At 57.8% G+C, this 21,777-nt stretch carries 19 protein-coding genes and 1 pseudogene; 6 read left to right on the top strand and 14 right to left on the bottom strand.

The window, feature by feature from the left end; all coding sequences use genetic code 11:
* The gene (locus tag FQ185_RS25220; protein WP_149419802.1) at positions 1 to 1,242 is read right to left on the bottom strand and encodes an MFS transporter; all 1,242 of its coding nucleotides are present in this window, start codon (positions 1,240 to 1,242) and stop codon (positions 1 to 3) included.
* A 186-nt stretch (positions 1,243 to 1,428) separates the two neighbouring features.
* On the opposite strand from FQ185_RS25220, the gene FQ185_RS30265 reads away from it, so the two are divergent.
* Together FQ185_RS30265 and FQ185_RS25215 are read left to right on the top strand one after the other, a co-directional pair.
* Positions 1,429 to 1,776 (top strand): hypothetical protein, encoded by a 348-nt coding sequence (locus FQ185_RS30265; RefSeq protein WP_178113598.1) that lies wholly within the window; start codon positions 1,429 to 1,431, stop codon positions 1,774 to 1,776.
* A 70-nt stretch (positions 1,777 to 1,846) separates the two neighbouring features.
* On the top strand, positions 1,847 to 2,035 hold the full coding sequence (locus FQ185_RS25215) for a hypothetical protein (protein ID WP_149419801.1): 189 nt from the start codon (positions 1,847 to 1,849) through the stop codon (positions 2,033 to 2,035).
* 19 nt (positions 2,036 to 2,054) lie between these two features.
* On the opposite strand, the gene FQ185_RS25210 is transcribed toward FQ185_RS25215, so the two are convergent.
* Complete coding sequence (locus tag FQ185_RS25210; RefSeq protein WP_149419800.1) at positions 2,055 to 2,426, bottom strand: fe2+ zn2+ uptake regulation protein; 372 nt, start codon at positions 2,424 to 2,426, stop codon at positions 2,055 to 2,057.
* A 248-nt stretch (positions 2,427 to 2,674) separates the two neighbouring features.
* Here FQ185_RS25210 and FQ185_RS25205 point away from each other — a divergent pair, with 248 nt between their 5' ends.
* Positions 2,675 to 5,020, top strand: a complete 2,346-nt coding sequence (locus tag FQ185_RS25205; RefSeq protein ID WP_149419799.1) for an acylase — start codon at positions 2,675 to 2,677, stop codon at positions 5,018 to 5,020.
* Between the two features lie 55 nt (positions 5,021 to 5,075).
* Here the strand turns inward: FQ185_RS25205 and FQ185_RS25200 are convergent, their stop codons facing one another.
* Both FQ185_RS25200 and FQ185_RS25195 read right to left on the bottom strand, forming a co-directional pair.
* Positions 5,076 to 6,077 carry a FecR family protein gene (locus FQ185_RS25200; RefSeq protein WP_149419798.1) on the bottom strand — a complete coding sequence of 334 codons (1,002 nt, stop codon included), beginning with the start codon at positions 6,075 to 6,077 and terminating at the stop codon, positions 5,076 to 5,078.
* A 195-nt stretch (positions 6,078 to 6,272) separates the two neighbouring features.
* Positions 6,273 to 11,057, bottom strand: a complete 4,785-nt coding sequence (locus tag FQ185_RS25195; protein ID WP_149419797.1) for a dermonecrotic toxin domain-containing protein — start codon at positions 11,055 to 11,057, stop codon at positions 6,273 to 6,275.
* A gap of 219 nt (positions 11,058 to 11,276) precedes the next feature.
* Here FQ185_RS25195 and FQ185_RS25190 point away from each other — a divergent pair, with 219 nt between their 5' ends.
* Positions 11,277 to 12,317 carry an Ldh family oxidoreductase gene (locus tag FQ185_RS25190; RefSeq protein ID WP_149419796.1) on the top strand — a complete coding sequence of 347 codons (1,041 nt, stop codon included), beginning with the start codon at positions 11,277 to 11,279 and terminating at the stop codon, positions 12,315 to 12,317.
* 64 nt (positions 12,318 to 12,381) lie between these two features.
* Here the strand turns inward: FQ185_RS25190 and FQ185_RS25185 are convergent, their stop codons facing one another.
* Positions 12,382 to 12,699, bottom strand: a complete 318-nt coding sequence (locus FQ185_RS25185) for a YqjD family protein (protein ID WP_149419795.1) — start codon at positions 12,697 to 12,699, stop codon at positions 12,382 to 12,384.
* Positions 12,700 to 12,864: 165 nt separating this feature from the next.
* On the opposite strand from FQ185_RS25185, the gene FQ185_RS25180 reads away from it, so the two are divergent.
* The gene (locus tag FQ185_RS25180; RefSeq protein WP_149419794.1) at positions 12,865 to 13,116 is read left to right on the top strand and encodes a hypothetical protein; all 252 of its coding nucleotides are present in this window, start codon (positions 12,865 to 12,867) and stop codon (positions 13,114 to 13,116) included.
* 9 nt (positions 13,117 to 13,125) lie between these two features.
* Here FQ185_RS25180 and FQ185_RS25175 read toward each other — a convergent pair whose 3' ends face one another.
* Positions 13,126 to 14,034: a LysR family transcriptional regulator gene (locus tag FQ185_RS25175; RefSeq protein WP_149419793.1), complete on the bottom strand. Its 909-nt coding sequence runs from the start codon at positions 14,032 to 14,034 to the stop codon at positions 13,126 to 13,128.
* A gap of 85 nt (positions 14,035 to 14,119) precedes the next feature.
* Between FQ185_RS25175 and FQ185_RS25170 the strand changes: the two genes are divergently transcribed.
* Entirely contained in the window at positions 14,120 to 15,043 is a 924-nt protein-coding gene (locus FQ185_RS25170; protein WP_149419792.1) for a carbon-nitrogen hydrolase family protein, read from the top strand.
* A gap of 145 nt (positions 15,044 to 15,188) precedes the next feature.
* Here FQ185_RS25170 and FQ185_RS25160 read toward each other — a convergent pair whose 3' ends face one another.
* The 8 genes and pseudogenes from FQ185_RS25160 to FQ185_RS25125 form a co-directional block, all read right to left on the bottom strand.
* Positions 15,189 to 15,734 (bottom strand): GNAT family N-acetyltransferase, encoded by a 546-nt coding sequence (locus FQ185_RS25160; RefSeq protein WP_149419791.1) that lies wholly within the window; start codon positions 15,732 to 15,734, stop codon positions 15,189 to 15,191.
* 26 nt (positions 15,735 to 15,760) lie between these two features.
* Complete coding sequence (locus tag FQ185_RS25155) at positions 15,761 to 16,234, bottom strand: LEA type 2 family protein (RefSeq protein ID WP_149419790.1); 474 nt, start codon at positions 16,232 to 16,234, stop codon at positions 15,761 to 15,763.
* 139 nt (positions 16,235 to 16,373) lie between these two features.
* Positions 16,374 to 16,553: pseudogene (locus FQ185_RS25150) on the bottom strand (nucleoside hydrolase); the annotation flags it as partial.
* Between the two features lie 154 nt (positions 16,554 to 16,707).
* On the bottom strand, positions 16,708 to 18,018 hold the full coding sequence (locus FQ185_RS25145; RefSeq protein ID WP_149419789.1) for an MFS transporter: 1,311 nt from the start codon (positions 18,016 to 18,018) through the stop codon (positions 16,708 to 16,710).
* 165 nt (positions 18,019 to 18,183) lie between these two features.
* Positions 18,184 to 18,816 (bottom strand): N-carbamoylsarcosine amidohydrolase, encoded by a 633-nt coding sequence (locus FQ185_RS25140; protein ID WP_149419788.1) that lies wholly within the window; start codon positions 18,814 to 18,816, stop codon positions 18,184 to 18,186.
* Between the two features lie 12 nt (positions 18,817 to 18,828).
* A complete protein-coding gene (locus FQ185_RS25135) occupies positions 18,829 to 19,581 on the bottom strand; it encodes an Asp/Glu racemase (protein ID WP_149419787.1) in 753 nt (250 codons plus the stop codon).
* A gap of 19 nt (positions 19,582 to 19,600) precedes the next feature.
* Entirely contained in the window at positions 19,601 to 20,407 is an 807-nt protein-coding gene (locus FQ185_RS25130; protein ID WP_149419786.1) for an alpha/beta fold hydrolase, read from the bottom strand.
* Positions 20,404 to 21,552 (bottom strand): FAD-dependent monooxygenase, encoded by a 1,149-nt coding sequence (locus tag FQ185_RS25125; RefSeq protein ID WP_149419785.1) that lies wholly within the window; start codon positions 21,550 to 21,552, stop codon positions 20,404 to 20,406. The genes FQ185_RS25130 and FQ185_RS25125 overlap by 4 nt, the downstream gene beginning before the upstream one ends.
* Positions 21,553 to 21,777 lie beyond the last annotated feature (225 nt).

The following is a 21,777-nucleotide window of genomic DNA, read 5'->3' as shown; positions in this document are numbered from 1 at the left end:
TCAGACAGCGAGGGCGATTTGAGATCGCCGCAGAAACAGTCGCAGGGGCGCCAGGCAAAGAAGCCCGGCAATACCCGCCATAAGGGCAAAGGATTCGTGGCTGTTACCGGCGCCGACTGCCGCGACAATCGAACCGCCACCGCCCATGACCGCGATCGACATCATGCCGATCATGGCCGAGACCAGACCTTTGCTGTCGTCGCTGGCAAACAGCGCAAGCCGGTATAACGCGGCATTGCTCATGCCAAGCCCTACGGCGTACAGCGCCAGACAACTGATCAGCATGGCTGTAGAAGCGCCGTAGAAGCTGACGGCAACTAATGCGATGAGCCCGCCACAGAATGGCCAAAGCGCATATCGAATCAGTTGTGGCAGTTCGGTTTTGGCAATCAGTCGGTTGAGGATCAGATTGCCGAGAATGACGGCCGCAAACACCGGTATTTGCCATAGGCCATATTCCAGCGGTGACAGGCCCTGGTTGTGGATCAGCAATACCGGCGCCAGCCCGATCCAGGCAATCAATGGCAGGCTCATCACGCCCAACGCGACAGTGGCACTCAGAAATTGCGTGTTAGCCAGCAATGCGGCATAGCGGCGCACGGTGCCACGCCATTCAAAGGGTACTGCCGCAAGGCGCTGACCATCGTGGCGCAGGGTGCCCACTGTTTCCGGCATGAACAGATAAAGCCCAAGCCAGACCATCACTCCGCCGAAACCCAGCAGCAAAAACAGTTCCCGCCAGGACAACCATTCCAGCAATAAACTACCGAGCAAAGGCCCCAGTAGCGGGGAGAGCAGTGCAACGTTCCCCAGTAACGCCATGATCTTTACCGCGTCAGCCTCGCAGAAGACTTCTTGCAGCGCCGGGTAGCTCACCGCGATGACGAACCCCAGCCCCATGCCCTGAATCAGTCGCAAACCGTTGAATGCAAAAATGCTCTGGACGTTGAACGCTGCGGCACAAGCCAAGGCGAATACCGCGCAGCCGATGAGCAGCATCTTGCGTCGGCCGAAGTGATCAGAAAGCGGACCAATGAGCCATTGCAGAAGAACGCCTCCTGCCAAATACAGATTGAAGGCGTGAGGAACATGGCTCGGACTGGCATCCAGGTGGCGGGTCACGGTCAACATGGCCGGCATGATCATATCGCTGGCCATATAAGTCAGTAGTTCGAAAAGAGTAATTGCAAGGCAAAACCCAAGTAGTCGAGGTGAGCTTATGTGTATTAAAGGTTTGCGCATGATGTTCCTGTTGGTGCTATGAAATTGACCGCGAATCTTTATAGCGGCACAACAAGAGTAATCATTGGTCATGAATCATTTCACTGCATTAATTGAGGCATGAAGTGTCGAAAAATGTCGAAATGTGTTGAGCTGAAAGTGACGGTAAATAAAGAATCACTTGTCGTAAGTTAGGCTCACTCATATATGAAAAAAGTCCTACACGAAAAATGCCCGCACGGAGCGGGCATTAATTCAACGCGTGTAGGACAAACTCTCCGTTATAGAGTGATTAATCTGATGTTAAAACTTCAAAATAATAACCAGGCGTTATCGATGCTGGTTGTAACCCGGTCCGCCATGGTCGTGGTGCCAGCCGCCGTGGGGGAAAACGATGCAACCGCTCAGAGTCAGGAGAGCAAGCAGGGGAATCAGCAGTGTGATTCGACGGAACATTTCAAAATTCTCATGGTTGTCGCCGCAATGAAGCGAAAACTCTTCATCGGCTGTAACATGAGACCCCGCTTGCAGCGCCTCATTCCCGGAGAACGGTAGGGGCTTGGCATGCAATCGGATACAAACCGGATACATTTTTAAAGCTCAGGCTCACTTTCAGGAAATGGCAATGACCCAGTCGCAACGTTTGAAATACTCGATTCTGATCTCGCTGGTGGTACTGGGGATCATGTTTGGCCTTTCCTGGCTGCAGAATCAGGGTGTCATCAGCGAAAAACTGTTCCAGTACATCGCCATTGGCGTGGCGGTGATCGTGGTGGTGGTCAATGGCGTGATGCGCCGCAAGGTCAAGCCCTGAGCGGCACAGCCAGGCTTGATTATTCGTTGTGAAGAACGGCGGCAGCCTGTGGGTGCAGGCTGTAGCTTTTGTCCGTGTTGAGAGTAATTACGCCCTCCACGCACAAGCGTTTCAACACTTCGCGCACACTGAGAAAGGACAGGGGAATATCCAGGTCCAGCAAGTGACTGTGCACGCCGCGCACTCCAAGGCTGCGGTCGCTTTCGGCGGCGGTCAGCAAGGCGTCGATGACTTTCAGACGAATCAGACTGGTTCGCAGGCCAAAGCTCTTGAGCAGAAACCTGATCCGCTCGTTGACGTGGCGCTCGGTCCGTTGTTCGAAAACGCCGGAGCTCATGGAAGTACTCTTTGGCGCATGGCTACCGTCCGTTGGCAGTTGCGAGTTGTACATGCGAAAACTCCTTTTCAGAGCCTGATCAGGAAAAGATGGGGGCTCTCAATCATTAAGACGTATGAGCCTGGCAAATCATGAAGGCTCAAATGTAGAAATTTTGTCGCCGCCACGTCAGAAACCTGTAAGACACCGCAAAAGTGCTCCCCAAAATCCTAAATTTTTATCGTTTGCTTCGTTCTTAGGTGCAGGCACATTGCGTGTAAATACGCAGGGTGTGACCTTCGTTTTTTCGATCAGGAGCGAGCGTGATTATTTCCAGGCAGTTAACCAGGTTGAGCCTTGCAGGCGTGTTGGTGGGCTTGAGTCTTGCGGCAAACGCGCGCAGCCAGCCGGAGCAGGCGACTGCCGATATCCGCCGGACCAGTTTCGGCGTGCCGCATATTCGTGCCGAAAACGAGCGTGGGCTCGGCTACGGCATTGGCTATGCCTACGCTCAGGACAACCTGTGCCTGCTGGCCAATGAAATCACCACCGTGAACGGCGAACGCTCACGGTACTTCGGCCCGGATCAGTTTACGGTTGAGGAGCGCGAAAACCTGGTCAGCGATCTGTTTTTCAACTGGCTGAACACTCCGCAGGCCGTCTCGGCTTTTTGGCAGGCGCAAACCCCTGAAGTCCGTCAACTCATCGAAGGGTACGTGGCGGGCTACAACCGTTCGCTGACTGAGCGTCGGGCGCAGGGTTTACCACAGCAATGCCAGGGCGCCTGGGTGCGCGAGATTACCGCCCAGGACCTGGTCAAGTTGACCCGTCGTCTGTTGGTTGAAGGCGGCGTAGGGCAGTTTGCTGAAGCGCTGGCCGGCGCTACTCCACCCAAAGCCGTTGCACAAAAAAACGGCGCCCCGGCATCGTTCCAGGTGGCGGCCTCGCGTATGCAACGTTTTGCCCTGGATCGCGGCAGTAACGCGGTTGCCGTCGGCAGCGAGCGCTCTTTCAACGGTCGTGGCATGTTGCTGGCCAACCCGCATTTCCCATGGGTGGGCGGGATGCGTTTCTATCAAATGCACCTGACCATTCCCGGCAAGCTGGATGTGATGGGCGCTGCATTGCCCGGTCTGCCAATGATCAACATCGGTTTCAACCAGCACTTGGCCTGGACCCACACCGTCGACTCGTCAAAGCATTTCACCTTGTATCGTCTGCAACTCGATCCCAAGGATTCGACCCGTTATCTGCTCGATGGCAAGTCGTTGCCCATGAAAAAACAGACCCTGACGGTGAGCGTGAAGCAACCGGATGGGCAGACCAAACCGGTTTCCCATGTGGTCTACAGTTCGCAATTTGGCCCGATCGTGCAGTGGCCCGCAAAGCTGGACTGGGATAATCAGTTCGCCTACAGCCTGCGCGATGCCAATCTGGATAACGATCGAGTGCTGCAGCAGTGGTACGCCATGAACCGTGCCGTCAGCCTCAAGGATTTGCAGGCGTCGCTCCACAAGATCCAGGGAATCCCGTGGGTCAACACGTTGGCGGCGGACGATCAGGGACAGACGCTGTACATGAACGTTTCGGTCGTGCCGAACGTCGATGCCGACAAACTGGCCAAGTGCAGTGACCCAAGGGCCGGGTTGCAGATGATTGTCCTCGATGGCTCCAACAGTGCCTGTGCCTGGGACATCGACCCGACGGCGGCGCAAAAAGGGATCTATGCGCCAGACAAGTTGCCGCAACTGTTGCGCAAAGACTTCGTACAGCACTCCAACGACTCGGCGTGGATGGCCAACCCGGCGCAACCGCTCACCGGTTTCTCGCCGCTGATCAGTCAGGACAGCCAGCCACTGGGGCTGCGTTCGCGCTTTGCACTGGATCGCCTCAATGCGCTGAACAAGTCTGGCCCGATTGCGGCGGCAGACCTGCAACACATGGTGATGGACGATCAGGTGTATCAGGCGGCTCAAGTGATGCCGGACCTGCTGCAGTTCTGTGCGGCAGACCTGGGTGGCGATGCACCGTTGCTCACGCCGTTGTGTGCCAGCCTCAAGCTATGGGATCGCAGTGCGAATCTGGACAGCGGTCTGGGGTTTGTGCATTTCCAGAACGTCATGGAGGCGTTGCAGGAAACACCGGATGTCTGGCGTGTGGCCTTCGATTCGAAAGATCCGCAACACACTCCGCGCGGCTTGGCCGTTGATCGGCCGGAAGTTGCCAAGGCTGTTCGCGAGGCGATGCTGGCGTCGGTAGAGCAGGTCAACAAGATGGGGCTCAAGGCTGACAGCCGCTGGGGTGACATCCAGGTGGTCAGCAGTGGTGGCCAGCAAACGCCGATTCACGGTGGGCCGGGCACTCTGGGGGTTTATAACGCCATTCAGAGCGTGCCAAGAACCGACGGCAAACTCGAGGTCATCAGTGGCACCAGCTATTTGCAGGTAGTGACATTCGATGACAAGGGGCCGCAAGCCCAGGGGCTGCTGGCATTCTCGCTCTCCAGCGATCCAGCCTCGAAGTACTCCAAGGATCAGACGCAGGCTTTTTCGAAGAAGCAATGGAGTGTGTTGCCGTTCACCGAGCAGCAGATCACGTCCGATCCGCAGTATCAGGTTCAGACCATTCGCGAGCAGGATGAGAAAACCGGGAAGGTCGCCGCACAGTAACGCGACTGGCGCTTGTAACAAGAATGAAGGCCGCTCCCCGCAAGGGGCGCGGCCTTCAGCTTTTCGGGGCTTGTTGCGGAATGGAGTTGAGGACCGGATTGCCGTCCTTGTTGCGGGTCAGGTAGACCGGCAGCACCTTGGGCAGGGACGCCACCAAGCTATTGAGCTCTTTGATGTTGTAGATGCCACCGATGCGGATCGCTCCGGTGTTGTTGTCAGCGACCATCAGCGGTTTGTTCAAGTATCGATTGATCAATGGCAGCGCATCGGCCAGCGCCAGATCATCGAGCACCAGTTTGCCGTTGAGCCAGGCCAATGAGTTGTCATTGTCATAAGCCTGACTGATTCGGGGAATGTAGTCGCCGTGGCCGTAGCTTGCCTGCATCGCGGGCCCGAGTCTCAAACCATCACCTGCAAGGTCATCATTGCTGCTCACCAGCACCGAGCCTTCAATCAGGTTCACTCTGACTTGATCTTCATACATCCAGACGTTGAATTTGGTCCCGGTGACCCGAATCCTGCCTTCTGCCGCCTTGACGACGAACGGGTGGCGAGTGTCGTGGCTGACGCTGAAAAAAGCTTCGCCTTTTTCGAGCGTCACCCGACGCTGGTCTTTGTAGTTACTGAACGTCAGCTCACTGCCCAGGTTCAGTTCCACCTGGCTGCCATCACCCAGAGTGACGTGGCGGACATTGTCGGTTGCCTCGTAGTGTTGATACGAATTGGGCAACCAGCCCAGGTTCCAGCCGCTATAGGCCGCCAGCGGCAACGCCAGGGCGCACACGGCGGCAGCGATGCCGAACGTGCGCCAATGTGTTTGAGTCTTGAGGTGAGTAACCGGCACGACGGCTTCGGGACGTGGCAGATCCCCCGCAACCTCCCAGATATCCAGCATGGCCTCGTACTCGAACGCATGAAGCGGATGAGCGTCATGCCATTGTTCAAACTCCAACCGCTCTTGCGCAGTGCAGTCAATGGCGTGCATGCGCATGCACCAGTGCGCAGCGGCATCGGTGATCGCGTCATATTGGGCTTGCGAGAGAGAATTGTCGGTCATTGACTCATCCTGATTTCCTGCATTCTAACCTTGAGGGGAAGTCTGCGAGAACAGCCGTCATGGCAATTACCCATCAAAGTGCGCATATTTTTACTGAGAGGCCCGCAAAGACAGAATGTTGTCCGGCAGTTTGCATAAACGGGGGTGAAAAAAAGGTGATGCGCAGATCACAGGGTCTGCGCAATGTCATGGGGTTCAGGGTTGTGAGGTGGATGCACCAGGCACCGGGTCCAGTTGCCGTCCCATTTCGCAAATCAGAAATGCGATCGAGTCGGCATTGCGCAAAATGGTGTCGATTCGCAAGTTTACGTTCTGTGGATTCAGGAAGGCGTTGCGAGCCTCATCCAACGTTGCGCAACCCGTCACTTTCAAAATTTCCTTACCCACATGATCTAACCCCCCAAAATCGTCCAGATCGTCCCATGAGTCCAGTTCACTGTTCCAACGTGTAAACAGTTGTTCCCTTGGCGTTGCCAGGGACAGTGCCTGTCGCTGGAAGTCCAACTGAACCTGTTTCAGCGTCGTGCCCCAAACGGGTATCGACGTAACAAGATCGCTGAACGGGCGCCTTGACTCTAGCGTTGCGATATCCACAGTTTCTGAATAAAGGTGGGAGAACTCGTGAATCAGAGTGGCAGCCTGCGCATGGCTATCGATATCGAACGGCTCTTTCAAGCAGAACTTATACAAATCGAGTTGCTGATCGAAAAACTTTTCCGTGAAATGCACATTCTTCTTTAAGTCTCCCCGCACAACAAAAGCGATCGCATCCTCGCACCCGTGTTTGTTTGAACCGACTACAAAGCGTTCGGTGCTCATGAAATCCTCGTTTGGATCCACTAGTGCTTTGCAAATGGGAACGATGACATTTTTGATTTTGTCGAGAATGCTGGTGTCGATGATGCTTGCATCAAAAAAAGCTTTGAGGAATGTATCGAGTCGCGTACCGGAAACCAAGTGTCTGAGCTGAGCCATGTTATGCAGACTGTTGAAGGCGTAGTAGCGAGCCAAGTCTATGGCTTGATGAATTATGCGTGCTTTTTCCGGGTGTTTTATCCGAATGTCTTCCATTCCCCGCGCTTCGATGTTCAGAATCCCTCTGACCGAGAGATTAGAAACATATTGATTGTGCATTTTCGACAGGGCTTTGCCGTAGTGGACCGTGTGCACATCCGGGTCGAGCACCATCTGCCGGGTCGGAGTTTTCAGCAGAGACGGCCCGTTCTCTTTCTCATTGAGGATTTGCCAGACAGCACCGGGTTTTGCGACGGGGTAGACCTTCCCGGCAACGGGGGCGTACTGTTTTTTGCTGACTGAATCAACGTAAATGCCATCGACCGGATCCTTTGCCAGATCCTTCAATTCCACGGTCGGTGCTTCGAAGGGTTGCAACAGTGTGCGTGACGGCGCCGTCGGCTTTACGTCTGACCATTTTGGCTCGACGATGGGGCTTGCGACCGGTGCCGTTTCGGCAGTCGCCTGCGCAGTGCCGACCGAGGCTTCCAGCGACAACTGTCCCATCGTCACCATCTGCGCAGCGCCGGCAATAAAAGCCTGCAAGGCCCGTGTCCAGTGGTGATCCTGCAGTGCCTCGGCGGAGTCTTTGAAATCCAGGTAGCTCTGCCACAAAAAACGCACATAGGCGAGTTTGCCCGGCAGCAGGCCCGAAATCAGCTTGATTCCGGAGCTGAACAGATTCTTGGCAGCCTCCCAGTCCGGCAGGCCGGTGATTTGCGCCTGACTGCCGAGCATTTGCGTTAGCAGGCGGGTGTTGTCTCTGAACAATTGAGCAAGCAGGTTGCCACCGATGGAGGAGGAGGCGAGGGTGATTTCGCTCTCTTGTCCGAGGGTGATCTTGAACAGGTTGCTGAACGAGGCCTGCTGATTGCCGGGCAGGCGACGAATAATCAGATCCTGGAGTGCCCCCGGCGTATTCATTGCGGTGACAACACTGGCCTCATTCTCGAACTCCGTGAACACAGAGCCTGCGTGATAGGGCGCATACAGGATTTGCGGGCCTTCATGCCCGGTGCCAGGGCCGATGAGATAAAGCCCCAGGGCTTTTACCGCTGCGGCACCGGCTGTCTTGATCAATTCCAGCGGGCGGAGGATGGCATGAGCGCCTTGCACGGCAGCCCGGGCGATGGCGTCCGGCATGTCGAGCAGTTGCCAGATCAGGTCGAACGCGCTGGCGGAAAGCCGTTGCTGCAGCTTCAGGGCATGAGCGTGTTGCAGCAGTTGCCACGGCAGTTGCTGGACAAAACGCAGCTTGCGAATGGAAGCTTCGCCACCGGTTAATGTATCCGTCACCAACTTTGCGTAATCACGCTGGATGTTCAGCGATTGTAAAAGCTGCTGGACGGCCTGTTGGTCCAGACGATCAGGAAGCGTTTGTGTGGTGGACGAAGCAATCTTGAACCCGGTGCCTTGAGCAATGTTGATGTGGTTCAGGGCGAACTCGGTCAGGGTTCGAGACGGTCCGGCCAGGGCCAGGTTGGGGATGATTTCGATGTGGTCCGGGTCAAGCCGCGCCTCGGGAAACCGGCTGCCGAGCAATGACGCCAATCGGTCATGTACGTAGGACGACAGCGTTTGTATCCCGTGCAGGTAGTCTTTGTCGTCGGTGACGACGTTGCGGTATTGCTCCAGCAATTCGATGTGCAACTGCTGATCCTCAACCGGGGCCATGCCAAGCCAGGCCGGTAAGGTCTGCTGTTGCATGATCGCCTTTGAAATCAGTGTGGCTCTGCGCAAGTTGGTGTCGATGGCCGTCTTCGTCAGCTCATTGAGCGCTTTGTACTTTTTTGCATCCGTAAGGTCCAGTGAACGTACGCGCTCGCAGGCTGCCAGAAAGTGCTCGATGGACGATTGCGAAAGATATTGCAAGACGTTGCCTTCAATCAGTCGCAACGAGTTGAGCGAGTAGCGCTGGTGGAATTTGCGTTGGGCAGGGGTAAGGTTTTCCAGCAGTGCCAGGCGTTTGCGGGGATCGAGAAGACGCCGGTTCACTTCAAGTTTTGCAGTGTTGACCGAATCAAAGACTTCCAGCCCCGCTGCGGGCGTCCACAGAATTGCGCGCCCCGAATTCCGGGTGTCGATTCCGCCGCGCTCGGTCAACAACACGCAATTGGCCAAGGGCAGTACATCCCTTTGGCCGGAACACTCAAGGATCAGCGAATAAGCGTCAGGCCGGAAACCGTTGAGTGCGAGACGGCTTTTACGATCCGCTTTATCCGGGTTGAACACCGTATCGATAATGGCCTGTTCGGCGTTCCGCAACGTTGCGTCGAGCACCCGCAGGCTGGCTTCCCCGCGTATCCCGACGGAAAGCGCATGAGCCAGTTGCGGTTTCATCTTCTCCAGATAGACCCGTTGCAGTGCCAGCGAGGCGACAGGTTGCGCAGCGAAGTCGGCGCTGATCAGCGATTCGACATCGCCGAAGGTTTTCACAAACGCCGCAGCGGTATCGGCCCGCACGATGGAAGGCTTTTGTTTGCCAGTCAGTACCGGCCTCGTACTCCAGCGTCCATGGGCATCCAGCGACAACAAGGGTTCGCTGATCATGGTGCGTATATCCAGCGCCTTGTCGAATAACGCATGGATGTCGACGGCACCATCGCTGTGACAGAAAACCTGAAGGGCGTGATCCATGTTTTGCAGTTGTTTGAAGATGATCGACTCGAACAGCGTTTTGAATATCGAACCAGAAATCACTACACCGGTGACATGCGGCTGATCGAAACCGATGAAGCGGTTACGCTCCTCCAGGCTCAGCAGGCCGTAAAGCTCATCCTCGTGACTGGCCGCGCTGAATTTACTGAGCAAGGTCTGTTTCAGGTCCGGATAGTCCTTCAATACCTGTAACCCCAGAGTGGGGGTGTAGAGAAAGGCATTGGCATGATTGATCATCAGAGAGCCCGCCAGCTCGACATAGTTGGCCTCGTGTTCCCAAAGCCGCACAGTCTCGACCGTGACCGGCCGGACCCCGCTTACCGGAGGCTCGATCAGTTGGTGCAAAGCCTGGCTTTGCTGCGCGCTGATGATGTCGGCCTCGCGCTTGAGCAACAGATCGGCTCGTGCCAATTCACGGATGGCCCGGCTGAAAAAATCGCGACGTGAGGCTCCATCGGTACTCGCCGTGTTCCAGTAGCTTTGCAGTTGCGCGCTCAGCAGACTGGCGAGTTTTCCGGACACGGCGATTACTGCGTTTTCCCAGTCTTGTTGGTCGGTGTCGACAGGATTTTTCTTTGGGTTGGAAAACTCAAGGCGTTGCCCGATTGGCCAGCGCCGATGACGGTAGTGCAGCAGCACGGCATCACTCAGGGAAATGGAGTTGGCCCAGCGCTGCCCGGAGAAAACATTGGCCTGGGTCTGGCTTTGATCCAGCCCCGCAAAGACCGGCGACAGCGCCTCGCCTAGCGCCTTATTGAGTAGCGAAGTGAGCGTCGGCAGCTTGAGCAATTCGTCGAGCATCGCCTGATTGTTGATGTGCTGATTATGGGTGATGACCGCGCTCTGGTCTTCGAACACATCGCCCTCAATGACCTCGAAGGCCACCTGAACGCTGGTGGCCGCAACCAGCGTTTTACGCTGAGCCAACGCCATGAAGGCCAGCAGGTCGTCGTCCTCGGTTGCGCTATTCAGTTGCCTTTTCAGTTGCTCGGAAAGGGCTGAGCGGCTGTCGAACTTTTTTATGCCGCCGTACGGCGTATAGAGAATTTCCCCGTGGTCATCGGGGGGCGCACTGAGTACGAAGCTGCCGGCCAAGGGGATCGGCTCAAGGTTGTCTGCGCTGACCAGGATTTTTTCGGCGAGCATCGGCGGACTCTGTTGGCCGCGCAAGGTTTGGCTGGCCAGTTCCAGATGACTGAACCACTCGAAGTCCCTTTGCGTGAGTCCGTGGGTTTTGCCAAGGTCGTTCCACAGTCCGGGGAACTGGAGGACCTCGGGGAAAAACAATGGAACAGGAGATTTGGACATCGTCGAGTCTCGTTCAGGGCGCAACGGTGTGCGCTTGTGGTTGGATGTTCGAGACTAAAAGCCGACGTTGTACCGGTGGTGGTAAATAGTTAAAGCACGAGCTGTCAGTATTCGTGCATGCAGGCACCATCGAAAGGTTGACAGGTCACTCGTGGCGCGTTGTTAATCGTTCGTCTTCGTACGCTGTTGCCCCCTCCAATAATTAGTCTGGAGCTTCAGATGTCTGCGCCACACGATCATGTGTCTACTGCTGTCTCGCAAAACCTGTCCCTCGACGAGCTGACGGCATTGCTTGAGAAGATATTCCTGCGTCATGGCACCTCGGCCGAAGTCGCTCGGGTCCTGGCCGAAAACTGCGCTGGCGCCGAGCGCGACGGCGCTCACAGCCACGGTGTATTCCGTATCCCCGGTTACGTGTCGACGCTCAAGAGCGGCTGGGTCAATGGCCAGGCCGTGCCGGTGGTCGAAGATGTGGCCTCGGGCTTTGTCCGTGTCGATGCCGGCGGTGGTTTTGCCCAACCGGCCCTCGCGGCGGCCCGTGCATTGCTGGTGGAAAAGGCCCGCAGTGCCGGCATCGCGGTGCTGGCGATCCGTAATTCCCATCATTTCGCAGCGTTATGGCCGGATGTCGAACCATTTGCCTATGAAGGGCTGGTGGCGTTGAGCGTGGTCAACAGCATGACCTGTGTGGTGCCGCACGGTGCCGATCGTCCGCTGTTCGGGACCAACCCGATCGCTTTCGCCGCTCCTCGGGCCGACGGTGAGCCGATTGTCTTCGACCTGGCGACCAGTGCCATTGCCCATGGCGATGTGCAGATCGCCGCTCGCAAGGGCGAACGCTTGCCGGCTGGCATGGGCGTGGACAGCCTCGGCCAGCCGACCCAGGACCCGAAAGCAATACTCGAGGGCGGCGCATTGCTGCCGTTTGGCGGGCACAAGGGTTCGGCGCTGTCGATGATGGTAGAGCTGCTGGCGGCGGCGTTGACCGGCGGTAATTTTTCTTTCGAGTTCGATTGGTCCAACCATCCCGGCGCGAAAACGCCGTGGACTGGCCAGCTGTTGATCGTGATTGATCCGAGCAAGGCTGCCGGTCAGAGTTTCGCCGAGCGCAGTCAGGAACTGGTGCGGCAAATGCATGGCGTGGGGCTCAAGCGTTTGCCGGGTGATCGACGTCATCATCAGCGCGCCAAGACTAATACTGACGGCATCCACCTCGACCCACAGACGCTGGCGGATTTGCGGGAGCTGGCAGGGGATTGAAGCATCAGTAAAATGCAGGCATGAAAAAGGCGAGCTCAAGGCTCGCCTTTTTTATCGAAGCCGCTTAGCGCCGACCGAGCAACAAACCCACTACCAGGCCGAAACCGGCAGAGATGGCTACGGTTTGCCACGGATGACCACCGATGTAGGTTTCAGTCGCTTCAACCGCGGGTTTGGTCCGGTCACGAACACTGGTTACCGAGTCCCGGGCCTGCTGAAGTTTCTGGGCGATTTGCCCACGAAGTGTCTCCGCTTCCTCACCGACCAGTGAGGCACTGCTCTTGAGCAGTTTTTCCGACTCTTCGATCAGAGCCTGAAGTTCGCTGAAGGCCTGATCCTTGATTTGATCTTCGGCGGCTTGGGCGGCGGTTTTCCGGGCCATTTGAGTACTCCTTGCAGGTGAATGGACAGTGAACAATGGAGTCCGTCGTCATCGAAAAAGTTGCAGCGGATTCGCGCGCGAGCTCAATCCTGACGAAAAATCCAGCGCAGGACATTTCCTCCTACAGTGTAAGATGTCGCCTATTTTACGCAGCAGGTATTTCCCATGAGCTTCAATCTGGCCGACAAACCCCTTACCGAGCGCGCTGCGCTGGAAGATGAAAAATCCCGTCTGTTCGATCTCTGGCAAAGCAACCTCGGCAAGTCCAAAGGCGAGGCCGCGCGCTTGTTCGGTGAGCGCGCCAAACGCAAGGGTAAGTGGGCCGAGTGGGTCCGCTCCGAACTTGACGGCATGTCGCCCCCGGAATTCGCCAACATGGTGCGCAGTGAAGTCAATCGGCTGATGGCTGCCAAATAAGCCCGGCTTTCACGCAAAACTCGCCACGATCGCCTCGCGCACTTTCAACACCACCGGATCGAGCTGCGTGCTGGTGCGCCAGCCCAGTTCGATCGGGTAGCGCGGCAACGCCAGAGGGCAGGGCAGCAGCGCCAACCCGCTGAGCGCACCGATGCTTTGGGCTGCATGCGCCGGAATGGTCGCCACGGCCTGACTGCCCTTGAGTAAATGCGGCAACACCGCAAAGTGTGTGGTCGAGGCACATACCCGTCGACTCAACCCCTGCGCCGCCAACCCTTCATCGGTGATCCCGATAAAGCCGCCTGATGAGACCAGAATGTGCTCGCGGGCGACGAACTCCTCAAGACTGAGGGTCTGCTGTCCCTTGGCCAGACTCATCGGATCTACCAGGCACAGATAGTCTCCTTCACCCAGCACCTGACGGCTGAGCAACCGTTCGGCGAACCCGCCGGCGGTAATCGCCAGATCGATGCTGCGTTCCATCAACGCCTGGGCGACGATCTGGCTGTGGGTTTGACGGAAGATCAGCCTCAGCTTCGGCGCGCAGATTGCGATGTGCTCGATCAAGCGCCGCCCGTAGGCGATTTCAAAGTCATCCGACAAGCCTACAGTGACTGAGCGTCCTTCGTAATGATTGGCGGCCGGGTCGACCATCGCCAGGCTCTGGCGGCATTTGTTCAGGGCATCGCTGACCACCGGTTTGAGCTGGTTGGCCTTCAGGGTGGGGGCAAGGCCACGACCGGTACGCACGAATAATTGATCGCCATACACCTCGCGCAGCCGGCGCAACGCCGCACTGACCGCCGATTGCGTTACACCCAAGCGCAACGCAGCGCGACTGGCGCTGGACTCCTCGTGCAGGGCTTCGAAGACTTTCAGCAAGTTGAGATCAACGGCGGCGATATTCATTTGGTTCATATCATTCAGCAGTGAATGGGGCTTTATTCATGATCCTGTGGGGCCTGAGAATGAGCAACACCTCATTGCTTTCGGAGTTACTGCCATGCCCAAGTCAATCGTTGCTGCGTTGCAAATCGGTGCCTTGCCTGGCGGCAAGGATGAGACCCTGGAACAAATCCTGTCGTATGAAAACGCCATTATCGAGTCCGGTGCCGCGCTGGTCGTCATGCCCGAAGCATTGCTCGGCGGATACCCGAAAGGTGAGGGTTTTGGCACTCAACTGGGGTATCGACTGCCGGAAGGTCGCGACGCGTTTGCCCGGTATTTCGCCAACGCCATCGATGTGCCCGGCGCGGAAACCGAAGCTTTGGCCGAATTGTCGGCGCGCACCGGCGCGAATCTGGTGATCGGTGTCATCGAACGCGCTGGCAGCACCTTGTTCTGCACTGCGTTGTATTTCGATCCGCAGGCGGGGCTGGTGGCTAAGCACCGCAAACTGATGCCTACCGGTACGGAACGGCTGATCTGGGGCAAGGGCGATGGGTCGACGTTGCCAGTGATCGACAGTCAGGTCGGAAGGATCGGCGGGGTGATTTGCTGGGAAAACATGATGCCGTTACTGCGCACCGCAATGTACGCCAAAGGCGTGGAGGTCTGGTGCGCGCCAACGGTCGACGAGCGGGAAATGTGGCAGGTCAGCATGCGCCATATCGCTCATGAAGGACGCTGTTTCGTGGTCAGCGCCTGTCAGGTTCAGGATTCACCGCGCGCTTTGGGCGTGGACATCGCTAACTGGCCGGTGGACCGATCGCTGATTGCCGGTGGCAGCGTGATCGTCGGACCGATGGGCGACATTCTGGCAGGACCGCTGCGTGACAGTGCCGGTTTGCTCAGCGCTGAAATCGACACCGACGACCTGATCCGCGCCCGTTACGACTTCGATGTGACCGGGCACTACGCGCGCCCGGACGTGTTTGAGTTGACGGTGGATGAACGGGCTAAACCCGGCGTCCGGTTCACCGTATAACCCTTGTGGGAGCGGGCTTGCCTGGGTAGAGGCCGGCACATTCAGCATCAATGTCGACTGGTAGATCGCCATCGCGGGCAAGCCCGCTCCCACATTTGGTTGGTGTCGTGCACGAGGTAAGTGGCCGGTCCCGGTTCCTGTATTTTCAGCGTTGCTGTAGCCACTCTTCGCGGGTGATTTCCCAGATTTCTCTCGGGAATCGCCCGCTGACGAAATCGCCTTCATCGGTGCGGATCAAGCGCATGCCGGTCCGTTCCGAGAGTTTGCGCGAGCCGATGTTGGGCGCCGCTTTTGGTACACGCAACACTGGCCGGCCGAGGGTCTGGAACCAGTACTCGGTCACGGCTGCACTGGTCTCGGTCATCAGACCCTGGCCTTGCCATTGCAGCCCGAGCCAGAAGCCGCGGTTGTTGTCCTGCTCATCCATCAGGCTGATATTGCCGATCAGTTGCTCAGGTGCCGACTTCAAACGGATCGACCAGTGCCATTCTTCGCCACGGGCAATCGCCGGCAGGGCATTGTCACGCAGGTAGGTCAGTGCGCCGTCCGCGGGATAAGGCCATGGGACGAAAACGTTCAGATACCGCACGACTTCCCAATGCGGGAACTGTTGCTGGATGGCTCCGGCATCGGCCAATTCCAGTGGGCGCAGGATCAAGCGTTCGGTGTAGAGCGTGGGTGTGGCGTCCATGTTCTTTGTCACTCCTTTTGTGAGTCTTACCAGGTGCCGGTCGTCGACGTTGGCAGGCTGAGTTTGCCACTGTCCACGAAGCGCATGGTGCCGAACAGCCCGCCAGCCAGTTTGCCGCGCAGGAGGTAGGGCAGGTTGTTCAGCGTTTGAGTCTGGCTCAGGCCTAATGTCTGGCGCAGCACCGAGAACGCCGAAACGCTGACCGGTACGGTCAGTACGGTTTCGGAAAAGCGTGCAATCGTACCCGATTGATCGCTGACGCCGGAGGCGAGTGGCTGGCCGTTAACTTCCAGGTCCAGGGCCACGCCGTTGTAGTTGATGGCGGTTTCATTGGGGTTTTGCACGCGTATTTTCACCGCAAAGCGTACTTCCATGTTCTGGCTTTGCAATGGTTCGAAGCCGACCACGTTGATGTTCAGCGGATCGCGATTGGGGAACAGGGCGCAGGCGCTCAGGGACATCAACAACAAAGAAAGGGTTAACGCGAGGAGTCGGCGCATGAAGGGGCTCTCGACAGAAAAAGGGACCGAACCGCTGACGGCTCTACCCTTGAGCAACGTTCAGCAGTTCACCTGTGCGACCACGCTCACTGTGAGGGGTTCGCCGCGGGCTGTCACTCGTTCATGATCGACCGCGGCATCAGCTGCCTTTGACCGGTGTCGGCAAGGTCACAAGGTTCACATAATCATCCCAGAATTTTTTCTGGTCGATGGCAAACACGACCTTGGCTTTTTGCGTGCCCACAGGCGGACTTTTCTTGTAACCCAGCGCTCGCCCGTAATCGGCGCCGAACTGGGCATTCACATCAACCCACAGCTCGCATGGTTTTTCTCACCTGATAATCGGAATATTCGGCTGCTGAAATTCCCTATGGGAGCGAGCTTGCTCGCGATAGCGGTAGACCAGTCAACATTGATGCTGAATGTCATGCCGTCATCGCGAGCAAGCTCGCTCCCACAGGGACAGTGGTGTATCAGCGGTTGACCAGTTTGGCCGGCAAGGCGATCACCAGGAAGCTGCTCAGAATCAGACAGCCGGCGAAGAACCAGAGGGCGCCCGCGCTGCTGCCGGTGACATCGATGGCCACGCCCATCAGTGAGTTGCTCACCAGCCCGGCGATGTTCGCCACCGAACAGGCGAGGGCGAATCCGGTGGCCGCAGCGGTGCCTTTGAGAAAGGTCGCCGGCAGGCTGAAGAACACCGGGACCGCGCCGATGATCGCCGCCGAGGCGATGGCGAACAGCGCCACCGTCGCCACCACGTTGTGGACGAAGAAGGGTGCGCTGGCCATGGCCGCTGCGCCCACCAGAAACGGCACGATGATGTGCCAGCGGCGCTCGCGGTGTTTGTCGGAACTGGCGCCGATCAACAGCATGCCCAACAACGCGGCGACGCTCGGTAGCGCAGTGAGGACGCCGATGTGGAACGTGTCGACAACGCCTGCGTTACGGATGAAGGTCGGCATCCAGAACCCCATGGCGTAGGCGCTGAGCAGGATCGAGAAGTCGATCCCGCCGAGCATCCATACTTTCAGGTTGAAGAACCCGTCGCGAAAGCTGTGTTTGCTGCCACTGGCACTGGCGTCATCGGCCTGCAATTCCTGCTCCAGCAGGGCTTTTTCTTCATCGTTGAGCCATTTGGCCTGGCGATAGTTGTTCGGCAGGGCCCAGAAGGTCAGCACGCCGAGCAATACGCTGGGCACCGCTTCGATCAGGAACAGCCACTGCCAGCCATGCAGGCCGCCATAGTTGTCGAAATAACTCATGACCCAGCCCGACAGCGGGCCGCCAATCACGCTGGACAGCGGCAGGCCGATCATGAACAACGCGATGATGCGGCCCCGGCGGTAGGTCGGAAACCAGGTCGTCAGGTAATACAGCACGCCCGGCAGAAAGCCCGCTTCGGCGGCGCCGAGCAAGAAGCGCAGGATGTAGAACTGCGTGGTGGAAGTCACGAGCATGGTGCAGGCCGAGAGCAGGCCCCAGGTGATCATGATTCGGGCGATCCAGATCTTCGCGCCGACTTTTTCCAGAACCAGGTTGCTGGGCACCTCGAACAGGATGTAGCCGACAAAGAACAGGCCGGCACCGAGGCCGAAGGCGGTTTCGCTGAATTGCAGTTGATCGAGCATCTGCAGTTTGGCGAAGCCGATATTGATCCGGTCGAGGTACGCGGCCAGGTAGCAGAAGCACAGGAAAGGGATCAGCTTCCAGGTGATTTTGTGGTAAAGCGCTTGTATCGGGTCAGCGACCGTGGTCGCTGGTGCTGCATTCGCAATGGGCATCGGGTGTCTCCTGGCGGTGACTTATGGTTTTTATACAGCCGCTTTTTTTCCAGCGCTCTGGCGCGCTGTAGCAAGCGACGTCCAAAGGCAGTGTCAGAAGACTGAGGGCGAACCCTCAGTTTTTGTCCAAGACCTGCGCTCTATGGCGCGGTTCTTTGTTGGATATTACTGCTGCTCAAAGTGTGCGATCGCCTCCTGTTTGCTGACGACATCGCCGTACTTGCTGTCGATATCGAACAGGTTCGCTTCATGGGGCGCCGGATGCCGGTCGCCGACGCACTCGCGCACGACGATGGTGCGAAAGCCGTGTTGCACCGCATCTACTGCCGTCGCACGAATGCAGCCGCTGGTGGAGCAACCGGCCAGCACCACGGTGTCGATGCCCTGAGCGTGCAGCATCGAGGCCAGGCTGCTGCCGAAAAACGCACTGGCGTACTGTTTGCTGATCACCACTTCATCATGCCTTGGCAGCAGCTCTTCGCAGAACGCCGCTAAAGGGTTGCCTTCGACCATGTCTTTCATTACCGGGGCTTTTTTAACCCAGATTCCACCGTCGGCGAAATGGCCGGGATGGTAGCGGATATTGGTGTGCACCACCGGGATGCCTTGACGTCGGGCGCTAGCCAGCAGTTCGACGCTTTCGGCCACGGCACTGACCACGCCTGGGGCAAACAGCGGCGCCCCTTCGGTGGTGTAGCCGCGCATGAAATCGATCATCAACAACGCGGATTTCTGGCCGAAACCGATGCGCTGACCCCACACGCCTTGATAGTTGTCGTTGGCGGTTTGTTCGCTCATGTCGCTCACCTTTTAGTAAGCACCGGACAGCAGGGCGCCGGCACCGGGAACGATGGGCTCCAAGTCCAGGGCCTTGAGCATGGCGTAGGTAGTGGCAATGGCTGCGGTGAGCACCGGTTTGCCGGTTTGCGCTTCGACCTGCGCCACCACCGGCAGCGACTGCATCTGCACACAGGCCGAGAGCACGATCACGTCAACACCTTCCAGGTTCATGCCGGCAACGATGCCGGGCAGGTTGGCCGGATCGTGGCGGGCCACGGCGAGGTTGTCGGGGATTTCTAGCGCGCGCCAGTCCACCACTTCAAAGCCTTCCTCGCGAATATAATCCACCACCAATTCGGTCAGCGGTTTCATGTACGGCGCGACGATGGCGATGCGTTTGGCGCCCAACACTTTCAGACCTTCGATCAAGGCGCCGGCGCTGGTAATGACCGGCGCGTTGCCGTCGTTATCGGCAGTGGCCTTGCGCAGCCGCTGCTCGGACTTGCGGTGATAACCCAGACCCATGGCCATGATTGCCACCAGGCACGCGTAACCCAATACGTCGACCTTGGCGTCGGACAGTTCCACGGCGCAGCGGTCGGATTCGCCATCCATCGCAGCCAGTTCTTCCTTGCGCACTTGCTTCATGCGCATGCGGCTTGAGTGAAAGGTGAAGCGTTCCGGACGGATCAATTGGCGCGCGGTGAGCATCGCCGGGATCTCGGTTTCCATGGTGGTGTTGGAGCTCGGCACGATCTGGCCGATGCGGTAAGGCTTGAGCATAAAAGTCTCCCGGATACGTTTAATTCAGGCGTGGACCAAGGAAGTCACCGAAGGCAGCGAAGAAGCCTTCCAGGTCATCCCAGGGAATCATGTGGCCGGCGTTGTCGACGTGGACTGTGCGAATGTTCGGTTGCAGCGCGAGGATTTCTGCTTCGTCCTCAGGCTGAATCACGCCGCCGCGGCCAGCGATCATCAGCAGCGCAGGGGCTTGAAGTTCCGGCAGGTCCTGATGGAAATCCACCTCGTGGAAATCGTTGAACGCCCTGACGATCGCCGGTTCGTAGCAGGTGTGCAGCCATTCGGCGCGCAGTTGCAGTTGCTCGTCGGTCCAGGTGGCGCAGAAAGCGCGCATGGCCTCGGCATCCATCCCGATCAACGATTGGCGAATCGAGTCGACGTACCACGGCAGTTTGCTCGGGTACTCGCGTCGACCGGGGCCGGAGACCGGCGGGTCGATCAATACCAGACGGTTTACCCCGGCCGGATGTCGCACGGCGCTTTGCACGGCAAATCGCGCGCCCATGGAGTGGCCGACCAGGTGGTAGTTGTCGAGTTTCATGGCTTTGGCAAAGGCGCCGATGTCGTCGGCGCAAGCGTCAGCGCTGTAGTCCAGTTCCGGGCCGGTGGAGGAGAGGCCGCGACCGCGAACATCGAGCACATACGTATCGAAATGTTCGCCGAGGCGTTCGGCAACAAAACCCCAGGTAATCGCCGGGCTGGTGATGCCGGGAATCAGGATCAGCGCCGGGCCCTGGCCGCCGTAGCGCAGGTAATGCTGGCGAATGCCGTTGGCCTGGACGTTGCCGCCGTGGATAAACGTGCTCACGCGGCCACCCCCGATTTCAACTGCTGGGCGTACAGGTCATAACCGTAGACCCAGGCCGGGTCTTCCTGGGTGCGCAGCCAGGTGTTGGCGTTGGACACCGATTGCACCCGGGAGGCGCGTTCCTTGCGGTTGGCTTCATACAATTCAAACGCGGTGCGGTAGTCGCCGAGCCCGGTTTCCTGCAGGCAGCGAGTGAGCATTGCGGCGTCTTCAATGGCCATGCCGGCGCCCTGGGCCATGTGCGGTTTCATCGGGTGGCAGGCGTCGCCCAGCAACACCAGTCGACCACGGCTCCACAGTGGCAACGGGTTGCGGTTGCGCAGCGGCCACTTGGTGACGCTTTCGGTGGACTCGATCAGTGCCTGAACCGTTGGGTGATAACCCTGGAACGCCTCAAACATTTCTTCGCGGCTGCTGTCGACGAAAGCGCCCTGGAAATCCCACTCCGGGTGCGGAACGCCGGTCACGTAGTAGTACTCGTCGCGCTTGCCGGTGGTGTAATAAACCATCATGTGGCGGTCCTCGGTCCACCACTTGATGCAGTCCTCGAACTTCAGGTCGTACTTGGCCAATTGGTCGCCACGGATCAGTGCCCGGTGCGCGACCCAGCCGCTGTACAGCGGTTTTTCTGCGCCGAGTAACTCTTCGCGAATTTTTGAATTGATGCCATCGGCGCCGATCACGATGTCGGCGTAGGTCACTTCGCCATCGCTAAAGGTCAGGCGCACCTGACTGTCGGTTTCTTCGAGGGTTTCCAGGCGTTTGTTGAAGTGCACGGTGCCGGGTTTGATCGTCGACATCTGCAGGGCGTGCAAGTCGCCTCGGTGCACGGTGATGTAGGACGCGCCGTATTCCTTGCGAGCGAAATCTCCCAAAGGGATGCGTGACAGGTAATCGCCGCTCAAGCCGTCACGGCTGAACCAGTGATCCGGGTGCGAGCCCATGAGGTCGAGCTGCTGCTCGATGCCCATGCGCCGGAAGATTTTCATGATGTTGGGACCCATGTGGATCCCTGCACCGAGGCGGGAGAACTCCGGGGCCTGTTCGTAAATGTCCACCTGGAACCCGGCTTGTTGCAGCAACGTCGCAGCGGCTGCACCGCCGAGACCTGCACCGACGATGGCGATTTTTTGTGTATTTGCCATGGGGCTTGTTCCTCTTCTTCGAATAGTCGCTGGCTGGGTCGCCGCAAGGTTTTTAAAGTGTATACGCTGTAATTTAAAAAAAGAAAGGACCTTCTGGGAAAAATAATTTTCATTGTTTTTTCGCGGTAGTCACCGAATGTAACCATTGTTTGTTGGAATTGTGTGAGTTGGTAACGTCGTGGTCTGATGCTTGCAGTCCGCTCTCATTTCAGGTCTTATCGTTAA

The organism is Pseudomonas sp. ANT_H12B (assembly GCF_008369325.1).
Lineage (GTDB): Bacteria > Pseudomonadota > Gammaproteobacteria > Pseudomonadales > Pseudomonadaceae > Aquipseudomonas.
The sequence above is the reverse complement of the archived record's forward strand: the minus strand, read 5'-3'. Positions and strand labels throughout refer to the sequence as shown.